This is a genomic window from Actinophytocola sp. (assembly GCF_049647105.1).
Taxonomy (GTDB): Bacteria; Actinomycetota; Actinomycetes; order Mycobacteriales; family Pseudonocardiaceae; genus Actinophytocola.
In genome coordinates this window covers 1-17682 of record NZ_JBARWZ010000109.1, presented here as the reverse complement: position 1 = coordinate 17682, position 17682 = coordinate 1, and the positions used below count along the sequence as shown (strand labels likewise).

The following is a 17682-nucleotide window of genomic DNA, read 5'->3' as shown; positions in this document are numbered from 1 at the left end:
TGCCCCCGACGTGCCGCGCCCGTCAGGCCACCTCACGGAGGTGCGTGATGGGTAGACACTCCGACCCTGCCTGGCCTGGTGACCTGCTGTGGCGGCAGTCCCCGTGGGACCACTTCGTACACGCCTTCCCCCAACTGGGGGAGATCTCGTCGGAGGCGATCTGTGACCACTGCGCACCAACCTCACGGTTGATCGACCCGCTGCCGGGAGCGAAACGGTGCCTGGCGTGCCTGCTCATCCACGGCGGGGACCTCGCCGACACGCACAAGGAGCGGGACCTGTGGACCTGACCGCCGCGCAGGTGACATCCCTGGTTGGTGAGGAGTTGCGGGCCGCCCGCCGACGACACGGCCTCTCCCGCCGTGACCTGACCTCCCGATTACCGTCCACGATCACCGCACAGACACTCGCCTCGTACGAGACCGGGGCCCGGCAGTCGACGGTGGCGCGGCTGGTTGAGATCTGCGCGGCCATGGGCGAGTCACCTGCGGCCCTGCTGGGGCGTGCGACGGACCGGTACCTGAACCGCCCAGACGCGTTCAGTGTGGATTTGCAGACGGTTGCCGCCGACCCGACTCCCCGGTATGGGGCGGTCGCGGCGTGGGCACAGGCACGGATGGCCCACGGCACGGACCGGGTGTTGCTGGGCCTCGACGCCGTCGCGGCGTTGGCGGTCGCGGCACAGGTGCCCCATCAGGAACTGGTCACCCACCTGACGGTGACCGCAAGCCGAGATGGGAGGGAGTGAACAGGCATGGACACCGCCACGAACTCGGCACCTGGTGTGGGCTGTCTTGAATGTGGGACGCCTCCGTGCCCGCCCTCCTGTGGATGCGTATGCCACGGGAGCAGCCGCGTCATTCTCAAGGTTGCCGGACAGGTGGAGAAGGTGATTGTGCTGTGATCCGGCGAGAAGCCTCGGCATCCGGTCCCGCAGACCTCGTCGCGGCGATCCACTCCAACGACGAACAGGTCATCGACCGCGCCACCCGAGAACTGGTCAACCTCACCATGTTCGGCCGGTACTGGTCCGCAGGGAACGGCATCCTCATCGAGCGCGAGAACGGCCTGTGGGACATCCGGCCCGTGGCCCGATGGGATGACGCTGCGGAAGCGGAGCGGCGCAACGGAGAGCCGTGGCAGGGCGAGTGGCCGACCGTGCATCGCCGCTGACGAACCCCCGGACATGACGAGATCGGCCCCCACCCTTTCCGGAACGAGGGGAGCGGTATCCGGAGGGTGGGGGCCGACGTATGCCCGCCTCCCCTTCCCGGCCTCGCGCCTCGCACTCCCTCCCCACGCCCGCATCCCACTCCCTCCCTGCGCATCTCGCGTCTCGCGTCTTTCCTCGCCATCCCTCCTTCCTCTCACGCCTCGCCTTGTCTCTTCCTTCGCGTCTCGCCTCACGCCTCGCCCCCCGTTCCTCCTTTACATGCCTCGTGTCTCGCCCTCTCTCGTTCCCACGCCCCACCTCCGCCTCGCGCCATCTCGCCTCCCACCCTTCTTCTCGCCTCCCCTCTCCGCTTCCTGCGTCCAGCCCTGTGGCCTCCTGCTTCACGTCTCCCGATCCCCCCGCCCCGCCTTCCGCCTCCGCATCCGCTTTCCACCCGCTTTCCGTCTCCTGCTCCGCCTTCGCTTCCTGTTCCGGTGTCCCCGCTCCGCTCCGCTCCCAGCTCTGCGGCCTCCTGTCTCGTCTCCCGTCCCGGCCCGTCACCGCTTTCCGCCCGCTGCCAGCCGCCCGCCTCCTGGTCCGCCTCCCTGTCCCGGTGCCCAGCTCCGCTTCCCATTCCCACGCCTCCGGCGCCCTGCCCACGTCGCAGATCCCTCCCGCTCTCGCGCCCCTCCGAAGCCCCCAACTCGGGCATTTCGGCGCATGTGTCGAACGTCATGGTCCGGATCTCCGTCCTTGGCCGGGGAATCAAATTGGTGCTCCGACAGTTGGTCAAGGCGGTGGGCCGTCAGGCGCCGTGACCCGTCCTGGCAGGTGGCACATGGCGTGCCGCGTGCCGCGCGACATCGGGATCGAGTAAGCTGAAGATCGCACCGCGAGCGGACCCTGTGCCGCTCCCCTGCCCGGCGAAACAGAGTCGGTTCGGCAAGCGGTGACCACCACGCAATTTGGCGCAACGTGCGCCGGGCTCGTCCGTGCCCCTGAACACAACAGGGTTCTCCGAGACGCGCCAAGTCCCGAGAGGACCTTTGTGACCACGATGCACAACCGGTCGGCGTCTGCCGGTCGTAGCTCACGCAAGCCTCGCAGCCGAGTGAGCAGCAACAAGTTCGATCGCCGGCCTCGCGTCGACCACGTGCAGACCAACGCGCTCGACGAGATCCCCACCAGCGTCATCGCAGACGTCGACACGTTCGACGAGCTGGGCCTGTCGCCGAAGCTGTCCGCTGAGCTGGCCAAGGCCGACATCATCAAGCCGTTCCCCATCCAGATCGCGACGCTGCCCGACGCGCTCGCCGGCCGGGACGTCCTCGGCCGCGCGCAGACCGGTTCCGGCAAGACGCTGGCCTTCGGGCTCGCGCTCCTGTCCCGTCTCGACGGCGGCAAGGCCCGCCCCAAGTACCCGCGTGCGATCGTTCTCGTGCCGACGCGTGAGCTGGCCATGCAGGTCAGCGACGCCCTGACGCCGCTCGCCAGGTCACTCGGCCTCTGGTGCCGCACGGTCGTCGGCGGCATGTCGTTCTCGAAGCAGGCGGATGCGCTGCGTCGCGGTGTCGACCTGCTGATCGCCACGCCGGGCCGCCTGTCCGACCACGTCCGCCAGGGCACCTGTGTCCTGGACGAGGTCGCGTTCACCGCGCTCGACGAGGCCGACCAGATGGCCGACATGGGCTTCATGCCGCAGGTCCGGGCGATCCTCGACCTGACGCCGGTCGGCCAGCGGATGCTGTTCTCGGCCACCCTGGACGGTGACGTCCAGCAGCTCGTCAACCGCTACCTGCACGACCCGGTGACGCACTCGGTGCAGTCGGCGAAAGCCAGCGTGACCACGATGGACCACCACGTGCTGCTGGTGTCCAAGGAGGACAAGCCCGCGGTGATCGCGGAGATGGCCGCCCGCGAGGGCCGCACCATCATGTTCCTCCGCACGAAGCACCACGTGGACCGGCTGACCGCGAAGCTCCGCTCGATTGGCGTCAACGCCGGCGCACTCCACGGCGGCAAGACCCAGGGCGCCCGCAACCGCGTCCTCGGTGACTTCAAAGAGGGCTCGCTCCCGGTCCTGGTCGCGACGGACGTCGCCGCACGCGGCATCCACGTCGACGGCGTGAGCCTCGTCGTGCACGTCGACCCGCCCGCGGACTCGAAGGCGTACCTGCACCGCGCTGGCCGCACCGCACGGGCAGGCGAGTCGGGCACGGTGGTCACGGTGGTGACCCACCAGGAGCGCCGCACGGTGTCCCGCATGACCGAGCAGGCAGGCGTCCGCCCGACGAGCACGAAGGTGACCCCTGGCGCGGACGACCTGGTCCGCATCACGGGTGCCCGCATGCCGAGCGGCGAGCCGATCGTCGAGCAGGAGCAGACGAAGCGTCCGCCGCGTGCCCGCCACGCGGGTGGCGGTGGCGGCTACCGCGGGCAGGGCAACCGCAACCGCGAGCGCTTCAACCCGCGCCGCGGCCGCTCGGAACGCAACCGAGACCGCTGACGCAGCAACGACTTCGGCCCCCGGCGCACTCGCGCCGGGGGCCGACGCGTCTCAGCACCCCACGGCCAGGCCGTGGCCTCCGGCCCCCTCGAACCACGCTACCCGCGACCACCGACAAAACCGGGCCGCCGACGATCGGCCTGTGGACAACCACGCCAGCCACCGTGTCGACATGTTCGGGGCATCGACCAGGCAGGGCGCAAGCCCGCCACCAAACAACCGCAGCGAAACCCCCGCCACTCCCGACAGGCGCTGCACTACCCGATGCCACCGACAGAAACGGGGCCTCGGCGGGCGGGGTGTGGACAACCGCCCGAGGGGCGGCCTCCGGCCCCTCGAACCACTTTACCTTGTGGGGACGACACAAATCCGCGCTTGCGCGGCCACTGTGGACAACCGCTGGGCCTGTGGACAACCACGCGGAACTGTCGGTCCTCGGCGGTACGCTGGGAATCGGGGGGCCGGAGGCCGCCCTCCTCACTTCCCCAGGGCGGTTACCGGGCCGATCACCACGATCGCGGGTGGGCGAACTCCTTGCGCCGCAACCTCGTCCGCCAGTCTGTCCAAAGTGGACTTCACCACCCGCTGGCGCGCTGTGGTGCCTTCCTGGATCACGACGGCCGGGGTGTCCGGGGCCCGGCCACCCGCCAGCAACGCGTTGACGATCAGGCCAATGCGTTCCACGGCCATCAGCAGCACCAGCGTGCCCTTCAGCGCCGCCAGCGCGGGCCAGTCGACCAGTGACGTGGGATGTCCCGGCGGGACATGGCCCGACACCACCACCACCTCGTGCGCCACCCCCCGATGCGTCACCGGCACCCCCGCCATCGCGGGCACGCCGAACGCCGAGGTCACGCCCGGCACCACCGTCACAGGGACGTCCTCGGCGGCGCAGGCGAGCAGCTCCTCGAAACCGCGACCGAAGACGTACGGGTCGCCGCCCTTGAGGCGCACCACGAAACGGCCCTCGCGGGCGTGGGAGATCAGCAGTTCGTTGATCGCGTCCTGGGACGCCGCCCGGCCGTACGGGAGCTTGGCCGCGTCGATCACCGTCACCGACGGGTCCAGTTCCTCCACCAACGCGCCCGGGGCCAGGTGGTCGGCCACCACGACGTCCGCCAGCCCCAGGAGCCTGCGGCCGCGGACCGTGATCAGGTCCGGGTCACCGGGGCCGCCGCCCACCAGGGCGACACCGTGCGGGCGGGCGCCCGCCACCGGCACGGCACCGGCACGAAGGGCCGACAGGAGACCGTCGCGCACGGTGGCCGAGCGGCGGAACGCGCCACCGGCGAGGACGCCGACCAGCAGGCCGTCGTGGTTGCCGGTCGCCGGGGTCACCGCCGTGCCCTCGGCGCCGTCGTCGGCGCGGACGCAGAACACGCGGCGGCGCTGCGCCTCCGCCGACACCGCCTCGTTCACCGGCCGCGACGACGTGCAGCACAGCACGTACCAGGCCCCGTCAAGATCACCGTCGGCATAGGGGCGTTCGTGCCACACGACCGCACCGGACGTCGCCATGGCCTCGACCGACGCCGTCGCGCTCGGGGAGATCACCTCCACCCTGGCCCCCGACGACACCAGCCTCGGCAGCCTGCGTTGCGCCACCGTCCCGCCGCCGACGACCACGACGCGGCGGCCCGCCAGGTCGAGTCCGGCCAGGTAGTGCGACTCACTCATGGGCGACAGCATGCCCCACGCACGCCGGTATCGTCTGGCCATGGTCGCCACACCCTCATCGATGGTCCCGCTCGGCAGTACCGCCCCCGACTTCTCGCTCGCCGAGCCGGACGGCACGACCTGGACCTTCGACCGGGCCGCGGGACCGCGCGGCACGCTGGTCGCGTTCGTCTGCAACCACTGCCCGTACGTGAAGCTCATCGCACCCCGCCTCGGCGCGCTCGCGGCACAGTGGCGGCGGCAGGGGCTCGGGATGATCGGGATCAACCCCAACCCGGACCGCGCGGACGAGGCGCCGGAGCACATGGCGGAGAACGCCAGGGCGTGGCGGTGGTCCTTCCCGTACGTCACGGACACCGAGCAGGCCGCCGCGCGGGACTTTCACGCCGCCTGCACGCCCGACTTCTTCCTGTACGACGGCGCGAAGAAGCTGGTCTACCGTGGCCGGTTCGACGCGGCGCGACCCGGCAACGGCGTGCCGGTGACCGGGGACGAGCTTGGCGACGCCGTCGACTCGGTGCTCGCGGGCCAGGAGATCGAGGTCGGGCAGCTGCCGAGCATCGGCTGCTCCATCAAATGGAAGGACCGCCCCTGACGAGCAGGAGCGGTCCTTCCGGACAACACGTGGAGATTGATCAGCCGATCTGGCCCGACAGCTCGTCGTAGAACGCGGCGACGCGGCCGTAGACACCGTAGAAGTTCGGCTCGGCGCAACCCTGGCCCCACGACACGATGCCGATCAGCTTGCGGGTGCCGTCGGCGGCGACGCCGACCAGCGGGCCACCGGAGTCACCCTGGCAGCTGTCCTTGCCACCCTCGGCCAGGCCGGCGCACACCATGGAGGCGGCGTCGTACTGGTCGGCGTAGGACGCGGTGCAGGCTGCGTCGGACACGACCGGGACGTCGACCTTGCGCAGCACGTCCGAAGTGGACCCGCTCTCGGTCGTGCCCCAGCCGAGCACCGTGCTGTTGGCGCCCTCGGCGTACATCGCACCGTCGTCCGGCCCCGCGATCGGCAGCGGCGCCTCGGTCAGCGACGCGTCGAGCGTGAGCACCGACGCGTCGTTCTGCAACGCGCTGGAGTTCCAGGCCGGGTGGATCCAGATGTCCGTGACGCCTGCGGTGGTGCCGCCACCCGCGGACAGTGCGGTCCGGCCGGCGACCACCTGGATGTCCGCGGGCGAGCTGCCCTCGGTGCAGTGGGCCGCGGTCAGGACCTTGTTCGGTGCGACGATCGTGCCGCCGCAGAACTGGAAACCGTCCGGCGTGGTCAGCGCCACGGCGAACGGGTTCTCCTCGATGGTGGTCTCCTCGCCACCGATGATCATCGGTGTGACGTCGTCGGCGGCCGCGGTGGCCGTGCCGGCGATACCGACCGTTGCGAGAGCCGCTGCGGCAACCCCGATCAGGCGTAGCAGGCGCCTTGCCTCAGCCATCCTCTTTCTCCCTTGTTCAGGCCCGTTGTGCCCACGAGCTGACTTATGGCTACTCGTCGGTCACAAGCGGCCACAACGGCAGAAGGTCGTAGGCCGGATGGGTGAATATGGCCGTCAACATGGCGTTGACCAGCGGATTCACCGGGCCCGATGACGACCCGACGAACGGATGGACTTACCGGCGAGTACCACCAACCGCAGCAGCGCTGACGTGGCCCTTTGCACCAGCACCGCGGTGCGCTCGCGCGAGACGACCGGGGCCGGGGTCACCACAGTGGCGACCCCGGCCCCGGTCTCGGCGAAAATGCAAAAACTGTTCCGATGTCAGAGTTCGGCCTTCTTGAACTCGAATTCCTTCGCGGCGTCGGACGTGAAGTTGTACTTGATCTTCTTCAGCCCGAACGGCTTACTCGGGTCGACCCCGAAAATGGTGCTCGACCTGGGCGGGTTCCGGTCGGCGGCGGGGCCGTACTGGTAATCCCCGGTCAATCCGTCGAACGTCACCGTGCCCAGTTCACTCGACGCACGGAGAATTCCCTCGCGGGACAGGTCACCGAGTTCCACCGCCTTTTCCAGCACGGCGGTCATCGCGCGGGCCTGGTTGTAGCCGAACGCGAAGTAGTAATCCGGTTCCTGGCCGGACGCGTACTTCTCGGCGTCCGCCACCATCTGCGTCATACCGGGCACGGAGTCGTCGCCCCATTCGGTGCCCTCGGACACGATCAGCACCGACTGCTGCATGTACGGCGCCACCGCGGACTTCGCGAGCGCGCCGGTGTAGCTCGGCGACTGCCCGAACCACTGCGGCGCGAACCGGGCCTGCGCCGCGGTGCCCCAGATCTTCGCCGCGTCCGACGGCGTGGCCACGAGGAACACCACCTGGCAGCTCGCACCGGCGAGCGCGCCGATCTGGCCCGCGTAGTTCTCGGTGCCCACCTTGAACTTCTGCGTGTTGGCGACCGTGAAACCGTACTTCTCCGCCGCGAAGTCGATGCCCTGCTGGCCCGCCTCGCCGTACACGTCGTCCTGGATCATCGTGCAGATCCGGTCGCTCTTGGCGCCGCCGCCGTCGGTGAAGTAGTACTCCATCGCGTTGATGGCCTGCACCTGGTACGGACCGCCGACCGGCAGCAGGTTGTCCTCCCGCACCCACAGGGCGTCCAGGGACGCGGGCGCGGCGAGGATCTTGTCGGACTTGAGCTGCGGAAGGACGGCCAGCGTCGGCGCGGTGCCGAGCACCTGGGTGAACGCGACGACGTCGCTCTTGATCTTGTTGTACTTCTGGACGGCGATGTCGGTCTTGTACTGCGTGTCCTCCTGGACCAGCTCGACCTTGTACTTCCCCCCGATGCCGCCCTTGGCGTTGAGCGCCTCGAAGTACACCTCGTTGCCCGCGGTCAGCGGCTGTCCGATCACCGCGACCGTGCCGGACAGCGGGGTCAGCACACCCAGCTTGATGGTCTTGCCGTCGAATCCGGCGGTGCTGCCCGGCGTTCCCGCCGCGCCGCCGCCACCGTCGTCGTCCTCCCCCGCACCACCGCAGGCCGTGAGGGCGAGGGCGAGCCCCAGTGCCAGCGCGGCAACCTTGCGTGTCATGACACGCCTCCTTGCATCAGTAAGAAAAGGGCCATGCTTTGAAGTAAGCCTTGACCCGGAACCAGATGCCCGCGAGTCCTCTGGGCTCGAAGACGAGGAACAAAACGATCAGTAGGCCGAAAATTGCCTGGTTGAGTGCGAAAACAGAGATGAACCCGTCGCCGCCCGCCTCGGTGGCGACGCCGGGGATGGCGCTGGAGTACTCGTCGATGAGCGCGGGCAGCGCCCCGACGAAGATCGCGCCGAGGATCGATCCGAAGATCGTGCCGAGGCCGCCGACGATGATGATCGCGATGTACTGGATGGACAGCAGCAACGTCCAGTCGTCGGGGCTGACGTGCTGCTGGTAGGACCCGAAGAGCGCGCCTGCCATCGCCGCGATCGCGCTCGACACCATGAACGCGCCGATCTTGTACCGCCCGGCGCGCACGCCGATGACCTCGGCGGCTTGGTCGTGGTCGCGGACGGCACGCAGCGCCCGGCCGGGTCGGGTGCGGACGAGGTTCTTCGCCAGCAACGCGACGATCGCGACCAGCACCCACACGAGCCAGAAGTAGCCCTGGTTGCGGGAGTAGTTCTCCCCCGCGATCTCGAGCGCGCCGAGGTCGACCGGCCCGACGGTGACCTGCGCGCCGACGGACGTGCCGTTGTTGCCGCCGGTGACGCTGCGCAGGTTCCGCCACAGGTGCTCGCCGATGAAGATCAGCCCGAGGGTGACGATCGCGAGGTAGTGGCCGCGCAGGCGCAGCGTGAACGGGCCGATGAGCCCGCCGAGCACGGCACCGACCGCGGCGGAGGCCAGCAGCCACACGAACAGCGGCAGTTCGAGGTCGCCGCCGACGACCGCGGCCGCGTAGGCACCCGCGCCGATGAAGAACGCGTGGCCCAGCGAGATCTGGCCGCAGAAGCCGGTGAGGAGGTTGAGCCCGATCGCGCCGATCGCGGTGATGCCGGAGTAGATGAGCACCGACAGCCAGAAGTCGTCCTGCACGACCGTCGGCAGCACCAGCAGCGTGACGATCATGAGCCCAAGGCCCACTTTGGACAGCGGTGAGCCGAAGAGACGCAGGTCCTGCCCATAGCTGCGGACGAGATTCCGGTGCGGCTTACTCATATGCGCCTCACGTCCTTGGTGCCGAGCAGTCCGTACGGCCGGATGAGCAGGATGACGATCATGATCAGGTACGGCACGATCAGCGAGACGTTCGCACCCGCCCACGAGAACAGCTGGTCCTGGTAGCCGCGGGTGAGCGCCTCGGCGAGGCCGATGATCACGCCGCCGAGCACCGCACCCGCCGGTGAGTCGAGGCCGCCGAGGATCATCGCGGGGAACGCGGCGAACGCGATGAAGCTGATCGACGGCGAGAGCCCGCCCGGTCCCGCGGCGAGGGTGATGCCGGCGAGCGCGGCCAGTGCCGCGGCGATGGCCCACGACGTCGCGTAGACGCGGCGAGCGCTGATCCCCTGCGCCAGCGCGGCTTCCGGGTCGAACGCGGTGGCCCGCATGGCCAGACCCATGCGCGTGAACCGGAAGAAGAGGAAGAACGCGATCACGACCGCCACGGTGATGCCGATGGTCCAGAGGTCACGCACGCCGAGCACGAGCCCGCCCACCTCGACGGTCTGGATGTTCCACGGGTTGGTGAGCGGCAGGTTGCCGAACCCCCAGATCGACGTGATGAGCGGCTCGATGACGAACAGGAGGCCGATGGTGATCATGATGACGGCGAACGGCGGCTGGCCGACCATTCGGCGCAGTACCAGCCGTTCGACGCTCGCGCCGACGAACGCCGCCGACGCGCACGCGAGGAGGATCGCGATCCCGAACGCGATGCCCAGGTTGTCGGTGAAGGTGTAGCCGAAGTACGCACCGAGCGCGAGCAGCCCGCCCTGCGCGAAGTTGATGACCCCGGTCGACTTGAAGATCACGACGAACCCGAGCGCGACGAGCGCGTAGATGGACCCGAGCGCGAGCCCTGCGAACACGTTGGTGAGGAACGTCGTCACGGGTACATCGCCTCGATCTCGGGTCCGAACCGGAGTTCCAGCGCCTTGCGCTTCACCTTCTGCGTCGCCGTCAGCTCGCCGTCCTCGTGGTCGAGTTCCTTCGTCATCATGGTGAACTGCTTGATGCGTTCCACCTGCGCGAGCTCGGCGTTCGCCGCCGTCACCACCTCGTCGATCAGCGCACGCACCTCGTCCTTCGCGGACAGGTCGGCGTAGGTGGTGTAGGCGAGGCCGCGCCGGGACGCCCAGTTGCCGACCGTGTCGAGCTCGATGCCGATCAGCGCGGTCACGTACTTCCTGCGGTCGCCGATCACCACCGCCTCCCGCACGTACGGGGACACCTTGAGCCGGTTCTCTATCTCCGACGGGGAGATGTTCTTGCCGCCCGCCGTGATGATGATGTCCTTCTTGCGGTCGGTGATGCGCAGGAAGCCGTCGTCGGTCAGCTCGCCGACATCGCCCGTGTGCAGCCAGCCGTCCTCGTCGACCGTGGCCTTGGTCGCCGTCGGATCGTTCAGGTAGCCCTGGAACACGCCAGCCGAGCGGGTCAGGATCTCGCCGTCGCCGGCCAGCCGCACCTCCACGCCGGGCAGCACGGTGCCGACCGTGCCGAGGCGGATGTCGTCGGCCGGGGTCAGCGTGCAGATCGCCGTGTTCTCGGTCTGCCCGTAACCCTCCCGGACCGGGATTCCGATGGCCCACAGGTACTCCAGCACCTGCGGCGCGATCGGCGCCGCGCCGCTCAGCGGCACCCGCACCCGGGACATGCCCAGCTTTTCCCGCAGCGCACGGAAAACCAGCACCTCGCACAGAAGCGCCACGAGGCGGTCCAGCACCGAAGCGCGACCCGCCATCCGGCGCGGCGCCACCCGGCGGCCCTGGCGCAGACACGAACGGAACAGCAGGCGCTTCAGCCGGGACGCGTCGCCCATCCGGATCTCGATCGTCGCCAGCATCTTCTCCCACACCCTTGGCACGCCGAGGAAGACGGTGGGTTGCACGTCACGCAGGTCGTTCGGGAACGACGGGCCGCCTTCGCCGAAGTTGACCACCGCGGGCACCCACACGCCGTCGATCACCGAGATCAACCGCTCCGCCACGTGGCACAGCGGCAGGTAGCTCAGGACCTCGTCGCCCTCCCGCGTGCCCTGCGCCACCGCGGTCTCGCCGGCCGCGACCAGGTTCGCGTGCGAGATCATCGCGCCCTTCGGCGGGCCGGTGGTGCCGGACGTGTAGACCAGGATCGCCGTGTCGGCCGGGTCCAGCGCGGTGACCGAGTCCTCGTACGCGGCAAGGGAATCCGGGATGTCCTTCTCCAGGTCCGCGAAGGTGAGCGCCGCCGAGCGCACCCCGCGCGGATCCATCACCACCACGTGCTGGAGCAGCGGCAGCCGTGACCGGACCTCGAGCGCCTTGTCGAGCTGCTCCTCGTCCTCGGCGATCAGCACCGACGCCTCGGAGTGCGCCAGCACGTACTCGACCTCCGCCGCCGGCGAGGTCGGGTACACCCCCACCGAGCACGCGCCGAGCCCCTGCACGGCGAGGTCCGCGATCACCCACTCCGGGCGGTTCTCCGCGTGGATCGCGACCCGCGCACCCGGCCCGACGCCGAGCGACCGCAGGCCCGCCGCCACGTTCGCGACGCGCCGCGCGTACTCGGCCCACGTCCACTGGCGCCAGATGCCGCGGTGCTTCTCCCGGATCGCCACCGCGTCGGCCCGGTCCCTGGAGTGCTCGAGCAACCGCGCGCACAGGGTCGGCGTCGTGGTGGCCGTCATGCCGCACCACCGAGGTACGCCTCGACCACCTTGGGATCGCGCTGGATCTCCTCCGGTGTGCCCGTCGCGATGGGGGTACCGAAGTCCAGTGCCAGCACGCGGTCCGCGAGGTCCATCACGAGTCGCGTGTCGTGCTCGACGAGGATCATCGCGAGGTCCAGCTCGCGGCGGACCTCGACCAGGTAGCGGGCCATGTCCTCGGTCTCCTCGACGTTCATGCCCGCGACCGGCTCATCGAGCAGCAGCAGCGTCGGCGACATCGCGAGTGCCCGGCCCAGCTCGGCGCGTTTCGCCACGCCGTAGGGCAGCAGCCCGGCCGGGGTGCGGCGGTAGGGCTCGAGTTCCAGCAGCTCGACGATCTCCTCACAGGCCGCGCGGTGGTCGACCTCCTCGCGTTTCGCCCGCCCCCACCACGCCATCCCGGCCAGCATCCCGGTGCGCATCAGGTGGTGGCGGCCAAGCATCAGGTTCTCGATCAGCGTGAGCTGCTCGAACAGGCCGAGGTTCTGGAACGTCCGCGCCACGCCCATCCCGGCGATCGTGGCCGGTGAGCGGCCATGGAGCCGCTCACCCGCGAGGGTGATCGTGCCGCGCTGCGGGCGGTAGACGCCGTTGAGGCAGTTGAAGATCGACGTCTTGCCCGCGCCGTTCGGGCCGATCACCGCGAACAGCTCGCCACGGCCGACGGTGAAGCTGACGCCGTTCAACGCGGTGACACCACCGAAGCGCAACGTCAGGTCGGACACCTCGAGAAGTGGTGTCACGCCGCTCACGCGCTCCATCGCTTCTTCCTCCGGTAGCTCTTGACGTCGGCGAACGAGCGCCTGCCTGGCTCGTCGGCGCTGCCTGCCGCCGAACCCAGGTAGAACTCGCGGATGTCCTCGTCGTCCAGCAGCTCGGCGGCCGGTCCGTCCCGCACGACCTTGCCGACCTCCAGCACGTAGCCGTAGCTCGCGATGGACAGCGCCATGACCGCGTTCTGCTCGACCAGCAGCACGCTCGTGCCCTGCCCGTTGATCTGCACGATGATGTCGCGGACCTGCTCGACGAGCTTCGGCGCGAGCCCCAGCGACGGCTCGTCCAGCAGCAGCAGCTTCGGGCGGGCCATCAGCGCACGGCCGATCGCGAGCATCTGCTGCTCACCGCCGGACAGGTAGCCCGCCGTGCTGCGGCGGCGCTGCGCGAGCAGCGGGAACAGGTCGAACACCCTGGTCACGTCTTCGCGGTACTCGGCCCGCTTCCGCGAATGGCCGCCCGCGCGCAGGTTGTCCTCGACCGACATCTCGGCGAAGATCCGCCGCCCCTCCATCACCTGCGCGACGCCCCTGCGGACGACGTCGGCGGGGTCCGCGCCGGTCAGGTCGTCACCCGCGACGGCCACCGTGCCCTTGGTGATCTTGCCGCGGTGCACGACGAGGAGGCCGGTGACGGCGCGGAGCAACGTGGTCTTGCCCGCGCCGTTCGCCCCGAGAAGCGCGACGATGGCGCCGTCGGGCACGCCGACGGACAGACCGCGCAGGACGAGGACGACGTCGTCGTACACGACTTCGAGGTTGTTGACCGACAAGACCGGCACCATTTGCGAGGCCACACTCCATGGGTAGTGACGTCGATCACGCCAGAAACGGACGTTAACCCCACCGGGGATGGCGAGCAAGGATCATGCCGAACCGTTACCAGCCGTGCACCCCGTCGCCGGGCCTCGGAACCGCTTGCTGTCAGACTCGACCGCGTGACCTCGGTCTTCGACTGGCTCGACACCCACGCGGACGAGCGCCGCCGCGCGGGGCTCGCGCGGCAGCTTCGCCCCCGCCGCGCCGACTCCGACCTGCTGGACCTGGCGGGCAACGACTACCTCGGCCTGTCCCGCGACAAGCGGGTGACCGGCGCCGCGGCGGCCGCCACCCTGCGCTGGGGCGCGGGTTCGACCGGTTCGCGGCTCGTCACCGGCACCACCGAGGCACATATCGAGCTGGAGCACGAGCTGGCGAAGTTCTGTGGCACGCAGGCGGCCCTGGTGTTCTCGTCGGGCTTCACCGCGAACCTCGGCGCGGTGACCGCGCTGTCCGGCAAGGGTTCGGCCATCGTCACCGACGCCTACCTGCACGCCTCGCTGATCGACGGCTGCCGCCTGTCCCGCGCGGACGTGGCGGTCATGAAGCACGGCGACGTGGCGGCCGTCACGCACGCGCTCAGGACGCGGCGCACCGAACGCGCACTGATGGTGACGGACTCGGTGTTCTCTGTGGACGGTGACCTCGCGCCGCTACGCGAGCTGCATGACGCGTGCCGCGCGCACGGGGCGGCCCTGGTGGTCGACGACGCGCACGGCCTGGGTGTGCTGGGCCCTGGTGGCCGGGGCGCGGTCGCGGACGCCGGCCTGATCGGCGAACCGGACGTGGTGACGACCGTGACGCTGTCCAAGGCGCTCGGTGCGCAGGGTGGCGCGGTACTCGGCCCCCGGCGCGTGATCAAGCACCTGGTCGACTCGGCCCGCAGCTTCATCTTCGACACCGGCCTGGCCCCGTCGAGCGCGGTGGCCGCGCTGGCGGCGCTGAACCTCCTCAAGGAGGACCCCACGCTGCCGGAGCGGGTGCGCGAGGTGGCGCTGACGTTCGCGTCCCGGCTGCGGGACGCGGGCCTCACGGTCACCGACCCGGCGGCCGCGGTGGTGTCGGTGCTCGCACCGTCACCCGAGCAGGCGGTCCAGTGGGCGGACGAGTGCCGCGCGGCGGGCGTGTGGGTGGGCTGCTTCCGGCCCCCGTCGGTCCCGGACGGTGTCTCCCGGCTGCGCCTGACCGCACGCGCGGACCTGTCGGAGTCCGACATCGACCGCGCGATCGACGTCATCGTCCGGCACCGGCCTACCTGACCGCCGCGCGGCGCATCGTCTGGTGTTCGATGCCGTCTTCGAGGTAGCGCTCGCCCTCCGGGACGAAGCCGAAACCGCCGTAGAAGTTCAGCGCGTACGTCTGCGCCTCCAGCACGGCGGCCTCGTCGCCGATGTGTTCCATCGCCGCCTTCATCAGCAGCGCGCCGAGGCCGCTGCCCCTGGTGGAGAGGGTCGTGCAGACGCGGCCGATGCGGTGGGTGCCGTCCGGGTCGCGGAGCAGGCGCAGGCAGGCATGCACCTCGTCGGCGGGCTGCCACCACACGTGCACGGTCGACGGCAGCAGGTCCCTGCCGTCCAGTTCGGGGTACGGGCACTCCTGCTCGACCACGAACACGTCCACCCGCAGCCGGAGCAGCGGGTACAGTTCGGCGGCGGTGATCTCGTCGCCCTTCGCGGAGTACAGCACAACCCCAGATGCTAGGGCTTCTCTCCTAGAGTTGGTCCTTGACAACGTCCCGGTAGACCGCCACCCGCGTGTACACGCCCGGCTTGCCCGGGGCCGCGCAGCCCTCGCCCCACGACGTGATCCCGGCAAGCCTGCCGTCCACGACGAGCGGGCCGCCCGAGTCGCCCTGGCAGGAGTCGATGCCGCCCTGCGGGACACCGGCGCAGATCATGACCGCCTGTTTGTACGCGGGGTAGGACTTGGCGCAGTCCTGGTCGGCCATCACCGGCACGCTCGCCTGCAGGAGGTACCGCGACGGCCGCCCGCCGGCCGCGACGCGGCCCCAGCCCAGGATCAGGCCCGGCCGACCGGCCGCGTACAGGCCGGCGTCGTCCTCCTTGGGCAGGTCCAGCGGCTCGTACGGCACCCGATGCCTGAGCGTCAGCACGGACACGTCGTTGCCGGAGCGGACGTCGGTGAACTCCGGGTGCACCCAGATCTTCTCGACCGGGGCGACGACACCCGCGTCGCTCTCCTTGTCCTCGCGGCCCGCCACCACGACGACGTCGGCAGGCCGCTTGCCCGCGGTGCAGTGTGCGGCGGTGACGACCTTGTCGTCGTCGACGAGCGTGCCGCCGCAGAACTGGAAGCCCTCTGCGGTCGTCAGGTACACGACGTAGGGGCGGTCGGCGATGCTGACCCTGCTGCCGCCGACGATCTGCTGGTTCTCCTGGTCGGCGTTCGCCGGTGCGAGCCCGACCGCGACACCGGCGGCGACCAGCGCCACCGCGAGCAGAAGCCGAGTGACCCTGGAGGTCGCCCCCATGTGTCGTCTCCTAGTTGTTGGGAATACTCGACCTTCCCGGTTGGGTATGCGGTGGTCAACTTGAACCATGTAGCTGAACCGGGTGAACTTCAGCATGAGGCATGCTGGGGTACGTGGTTCGTCCGCGTGGGTTCGTGGTGCTCGCCGCCGTGATGCTGGCGGGGTGCACCGGCGCGCCATCCGCACCGCCGCCCACACCGTCGTCCGGCTCGCCATCGCTGTCCGTTTCGTCCGTCGTGCCAACGACTTCGCCACCGGCCACGACCACGACGGCACCACCCGGTCCGGAGTGGACGGTCGGCGCGCGGCCGCTGCCGCTGCGCCCAGACGGATACGGCCAGGTGCTGCCGACGCCGCCCGAACTGGCGAACCGGCGCCTGCCCACCACCGACCTGCTGCCCCCGCCGGGCGACGGCCGGTACGCGGCGACGGTCGCGCCGGTGCCCGCCGGCGTGCTCGCGCGCAGCACCTGGCAACCCTCCTGTCCCGTCGCCACAACGGAACTGCGGTACCTCACGATGTCGTTCCTCGGCTACGACGGCCGGGCACACACCGGCGAGATGATCGTCGGCGCCGGCGTCGCGGACACCGTCACCCGCGTGTTCGGGCACCTCTTCGACGCACGGTTCCCGATCGAGGAGATGCGGGTCGTGACCCTCGCCGAGCTGACCGCGCCGCCGACCGGCGACGGCAACAACACGACCGCGTTCGTGTGCCGTCCCGCCGTTGGGCAGACGCGATGGTCGGCGCACGCGTACGGGCTGGCGATCGACCTGAACCCGTTCTGCAACCCCTACATCCGCGGCGACCTCGTGCTGCCGGAGCTGGCCTCGTCCTATGTGGACCGGGCGAACGTGCGGCCGGGCATGGTCGAACCAGGCGACGTCGCGGTCCGCGCGTTCGCGGCGGCCGGGTGGTCGTGGGGCGGCGAGTGGACCACCCCGAAGGACCTCCAGCACTTCACGGCGACGGGGAACTAGGCCAGGCCGCGCGGCACGATCGCCAGCCGTGACCTGAACGCAGCAGTGCGCCCCCAGAACCGGAGAGGCTCTGGGGGCGCAGGTAGTTCCGGTGTTCAGCGGGACAGGTGGCCGTCTCGCACAGCGGCGATCAACGACTGCCACGACACCTCAAGAAGAGGACCGCCCGGGTTCTTGCTGTCCCGGACAGCACCATCCGGTGGGGCCCGCCGCGAACGTGGCTGATCAGCGATGTCCCGAAAGATGCTCCTATAGATGTCAAGGGGTGTTTGTGGGGTTGGTGAGGTCTGTGGTGAGGGCTCGGTGGATTTCGCGGGCGACGTAGCGTTTGAGGCAGCGGATGATGTGGCGTTTGGGGAGGCCTTCGGCGGTGCGGCGTTCGAGGTAGGCGCGGGTGCGGGGGCAGTGGCGTAGGCGGACGATGACTATTCGGTAGAGGGCGGCG

At 69.9% G+C, this 17682-nt stretch carries 17 protein-coding genes and 1 pseudogene; 7 read left to right on the top strand and 11 right to left on the bottom strand.

Annotated elements, in window-relative coordinates:
• Positions 1 to 47: 47 nt before the first annotated feature.
• The 4 genes from WBA97_RS13680 (at position 48) to WBA97_RS13665 (ending at position 3659) form a co-directional block, all read left to right on the top strand.
• Positions 48 to 290: a hypothetical protein gene (locus WBA97_RS13680; RefSeq protein WP_424231154.1), complete on the top strand. Its 243-nt coding sequence runs from the start codon at positions 48 to 50 to the stop codon at positions 288 to 290.
• Positions 281 to 748, top strand: a complete 468-nt coding sequence (locus tag WBA97_RS13675; protein ID WP_424231153.1) for a helix-turn-helix domain-containing protein — start codon at positions 281 to 283, stop codon at positions 746 to 748. The genes WBA97_RS13680 and WBA97_RS13675 overlap by 10 nt, the downstream gene beginning before the upstream one ends.
• 152 nt (positions 749 to 900) lie before the next feature.
• Positions 901 to 1173, top strand: coding sequence for a hypothetical protein (locus tag WBA97_RS13670; protein WP_424231152.1), 273 nt, complete (start codon positions 901 to 903; stop codon positions 1171 to 1173).
• A 1037-nt stretch (positions 1174 to 2210) separates the two neighbouring features.
• Positions 2211 to 3659 (top strand): DEAD/DEAH box helicase, encoded by a 1449-nt coding sequence (locus WBA97_RS13665; protein ID WP_424231157.1) that lies wholly within the window; start codon positions 2211 to 2213, stop codon positions 3657 to 3659.
• Positions 3660 to 4136: 477 nt separating this feature from the next.
• On the opposite strand, the gene cobA is transcribed toward WBA97_RS13665, so the two are convergent.
• On the bottom strand, positions 4137 to 5336 hold the full coding sequence (gene cobA, locus WBA97_RS13660) for a uroporphyrinogen-III C-methyltransferase (RefSeq protein WP_424231151.1): 1200 nt from the start codon (positions 5334 to 5336) through the stop codon (positions 4137 to 4139).
• A 40-nt stretch (positions 5337 to 5376) separates the two neighbouring features.
• Between cobA and WBA97_RS13655 the strand changes: the two genes are divergently transcribed.
• Positions 5377 to 5931: a thioredoxin family protein gene (locus WBA97_RS13655; protein WP_424231150.1), complete on the top strand. Its 555-nt coding sequence runs from the start codon at positions 5377 to 5379 to the stop codon at positions 5929 to 5931.
• A 40-nt stretch (positions 5932 to 5971) separates the two neighbouring features.
• Here WBA97_RS13655 and WBA97_RS13650 read toward each other — a convergent pair whose 3' ends face one another.
• The 7 genes from WBA97_RS13650 to WBA97_RS13620 all read right to left on the bottom strand — a co-directional run bounded on the left by WBA97_RS13650 (position 5972) and on the right by WBA97_RS13620 (position 13732).
• Complete coding sequence (locus tag WBA97_RS13650) at positions 5972 to 6772, bottom strand: S1 family peptidase (protein WP_424231149.1); 801 nt, start codon at positions 6770 to 6772, stop codon at positions 5972 to 5974.
• Positions 6773 to 7096: 324 nt separating this feature from the next.
• Positions 7097 to 8368, bottom strand: coding sequence for an ABC transporter substrate-binding protein (locus tag WBA97_RS13645; protein ID WP_424231148.1), 1272 nt, complete (start codon positions 8366 to 8368; stop codon positions 7097 to 7099).
• A 16-nt stretch (positions 8369 to 8384) separates the two neighbouring features.
• Complete coding sequence (locus tag WBA97_RS13640; protein ID WP_424231147.1) at positions 8385 to 9482, bottom strand: branched-chain amino acid ABC transporter permease; 1098 nt, start codon at positions 9480 to 9482, stop codon at positions 8385 to 8387.
• Positions 9479 to 10375 (bottom strand): branched-chain amino acid ABC transporter permease, encoded by an 897-nt coding sequence (locus tag WBA97_RS13635; protein WP_424231146.1) that lies wholly within the window; start codon positions 10373 to 10375, stop codon positions 9479 to 9481. Before WBA97_RS13635 ends, WBA97_RS13640 begins: the two co-directional genes overlap by 4 nt.
• Complete coding sequence (locus WBA97_RS13630) at positions 10372 to 12153, bottom strand: AMP-dependent synthetase/ligase (RefSeq protein WP_424231145.1); 1782 nt, start codon at positions 12151 to 12153, stop codon at positions 10372 to 10374. Before WBA97_RS13630 ends, WBA97_RS13635 begins: the two co-directional genes overlap by 4 nt.
• Complete coding sequence (locus WBA97_RS13625; RefSeq protein ID WP_424231144.1) at positions 12150 to 12935, bottom strand: ABC transporter ATP-binding protein; 786 nt, start codon at positions 12933 to 12935, stop codon at positions 12150 to 12152. Before WBA97_RS13625 ends, WBA97_RS13630 begins: the two co-directional genes overlap by 4 nt.
• Positions 12923 to 13732, bottom strand: coding sequence for an ABC transporter ATP-binding protein (locus WBA97_RS13620; protein ID WP_424231143.1), 810 nt, complete (start codon positions 13730 to 13732; stop codon positions 12923 to 12925). Before WBA97_RS13620 ends, WBA97_RS13625 begins: the two co-directional genes overlap by 13 nt.
• 153 nt (positions 13733 to 13885) lie before the next feature.
• Here WBA97_RS13620 and WBA97_RS13615 point away from each other — a divergent pair, with 153 nt between their 5' ends.
• The gene (locus WBA97_RS13615) at positions 13886 to 15025 is read left to right on the top strand and encodes an 8-amino-7-oxononanoate synthase (RefSeq protein ID WP_424231142.1); all 1140 of its coding nucleotides are present in this window, start codon (positions 13886 to 13888) and stop codon (positions 15023 to 15025) included.
• Here WBA97_RS13615 and WBA97_RS13610 read toward each other — a convergent pair.
• Positions 15018 to 15449 carry a GNAT family N-acetyltransferase gene (locus WBA97_RS13610; protein ID WP_424231156.1) on the bottom strand — a complete coding sequence of 144 codons (432 nt, stop codon included), beginning with the start codon at positions 15447 to 15449 and terminating at the stop codon, positions 15018 to 15020. The genes WBA97_RS13615 and WBA97_RS13610 overlap by 8 nt on opposite strands.
• Positions 15450 to 15477: 28 nt before the next feature.
• Positions 15478 to 16257: a S1 family peptidase gene (locus WBA97_RS13605; RefSeq protein WP_424231141.1), complete on the bottom strand. Its 780-nt coding sequence runs from the start codon at positions 16255 to 16257 to the stop codon at positions 15478 to 15480.
• Positions 16258 to 16409: 152 nt separating this feature from the next.
• Here WBA97_RS13605 and WBA97_RS13600 point away from each other — a divergent pair, with 152 nt between their 5' ends.
• Positions 16410 to 17237, top strand: a complete 828-nt coding sequence (locus WBA97_RS13600) for a M15 family metallopeptidase (protein ID WP_424231155.1) — start codon at positions 16410 to 16412, stop codon at positions 17235 to 17237.
• 258 nt (positions 17238 to 17495) lie between these two features.
• On the opposite strand, the pseudogene WBA97_RS13595 reads toward WBA97_RS13600, so the two are convergent.
• Positions 17496 to 17682: pseudogene (locus WBA97_RS13595) on the bottom strand (IS110 family transposase); the annotation flags it as partial.

Coding starts and splice junctions, on each gene's coding strand:
- WBA97_RS13645 (WP_424231148.1), bottom strand. CDS start 8,368: ATGACACGCAAGGTTGCCGCGCTGGCACTGGGGCTCGCCCTCGCCCTC.
- WBA97_RS13650 (WP_424231149.1), bottom strand. CDS start 6,772: ATGGCTGAGGCAAGGCGCCTGCTACGCCTGATCGGGGTTGCCGCAGCG.
- WBA97_RS13640 (WP_424231147.1), bottom strand. CDS start 9,482: ATGAGTAAGCCGCACCGGAATCTCGTCCGCAGCTATGGGCAGGACCTG.
- WBA97_RS13600 (WP_424231155.1), top strand. CDS start 16,410: ATGCTGGCGGGGTGCACCGGCGCGCCATCCGCACCGCCGCCCACACCG.
- WBA97_RS13655 (WP_424231150.1), top strand. CDS start 5,377: ATGGTCGCCACACCCTCATCGATGGTCCCGCTCGGCAGTACCGCCCCC.
- WBA97_RS13665 (WP_424231157.1), top strand. CDS start 2,211: ATGCACAACCGGTCGGCGTCTGCCGGTCGTAGCTCACGCAAGCCTCGC.
- WBA97_RS13625 (WP_424231144.1), bottom strand. CDS start 12,935: ATGGAGCGCGTGAGCGGCGTGACACCACTTCTCGAGGTGTCCGACCTG.
- WBA97_RS13605 (WP_424231141.1), bottom strand. CDS start 16,257: ATGGGGGCGACCTCCAGGGTCACTCGGCTTCTGCTCGCGGTGGCGCTG.
- WBA97_RS13620 (WP_424231143.1), bottom strand. CDS start 13,732: ATGGTGCCGGTCTTGTCGGTCAACAACCTCGAAGTCGTGTACGACGAC.
- cobA (WP_424231151.1), bottom strand. CDS start 5,336: ATGAGTGAGTCGCACTACCTGGCCGGACTCGACCTGGCGGGCCGCCGC.
- WBA97_RS13630 (WP_424231145.1), bottom strand. CDS start 12,153: ATGACGGCCACCACGACGCCGACCCTGTGCGCGCGGTTGCTCGAGCAC.
- WBA97_RS13680 (WP_424231154.1), top strand. CDS start 48: ATGGGTAGACACTCCGACCCTGCCTGGCCTGGTGACCTGCTGTGGCGG.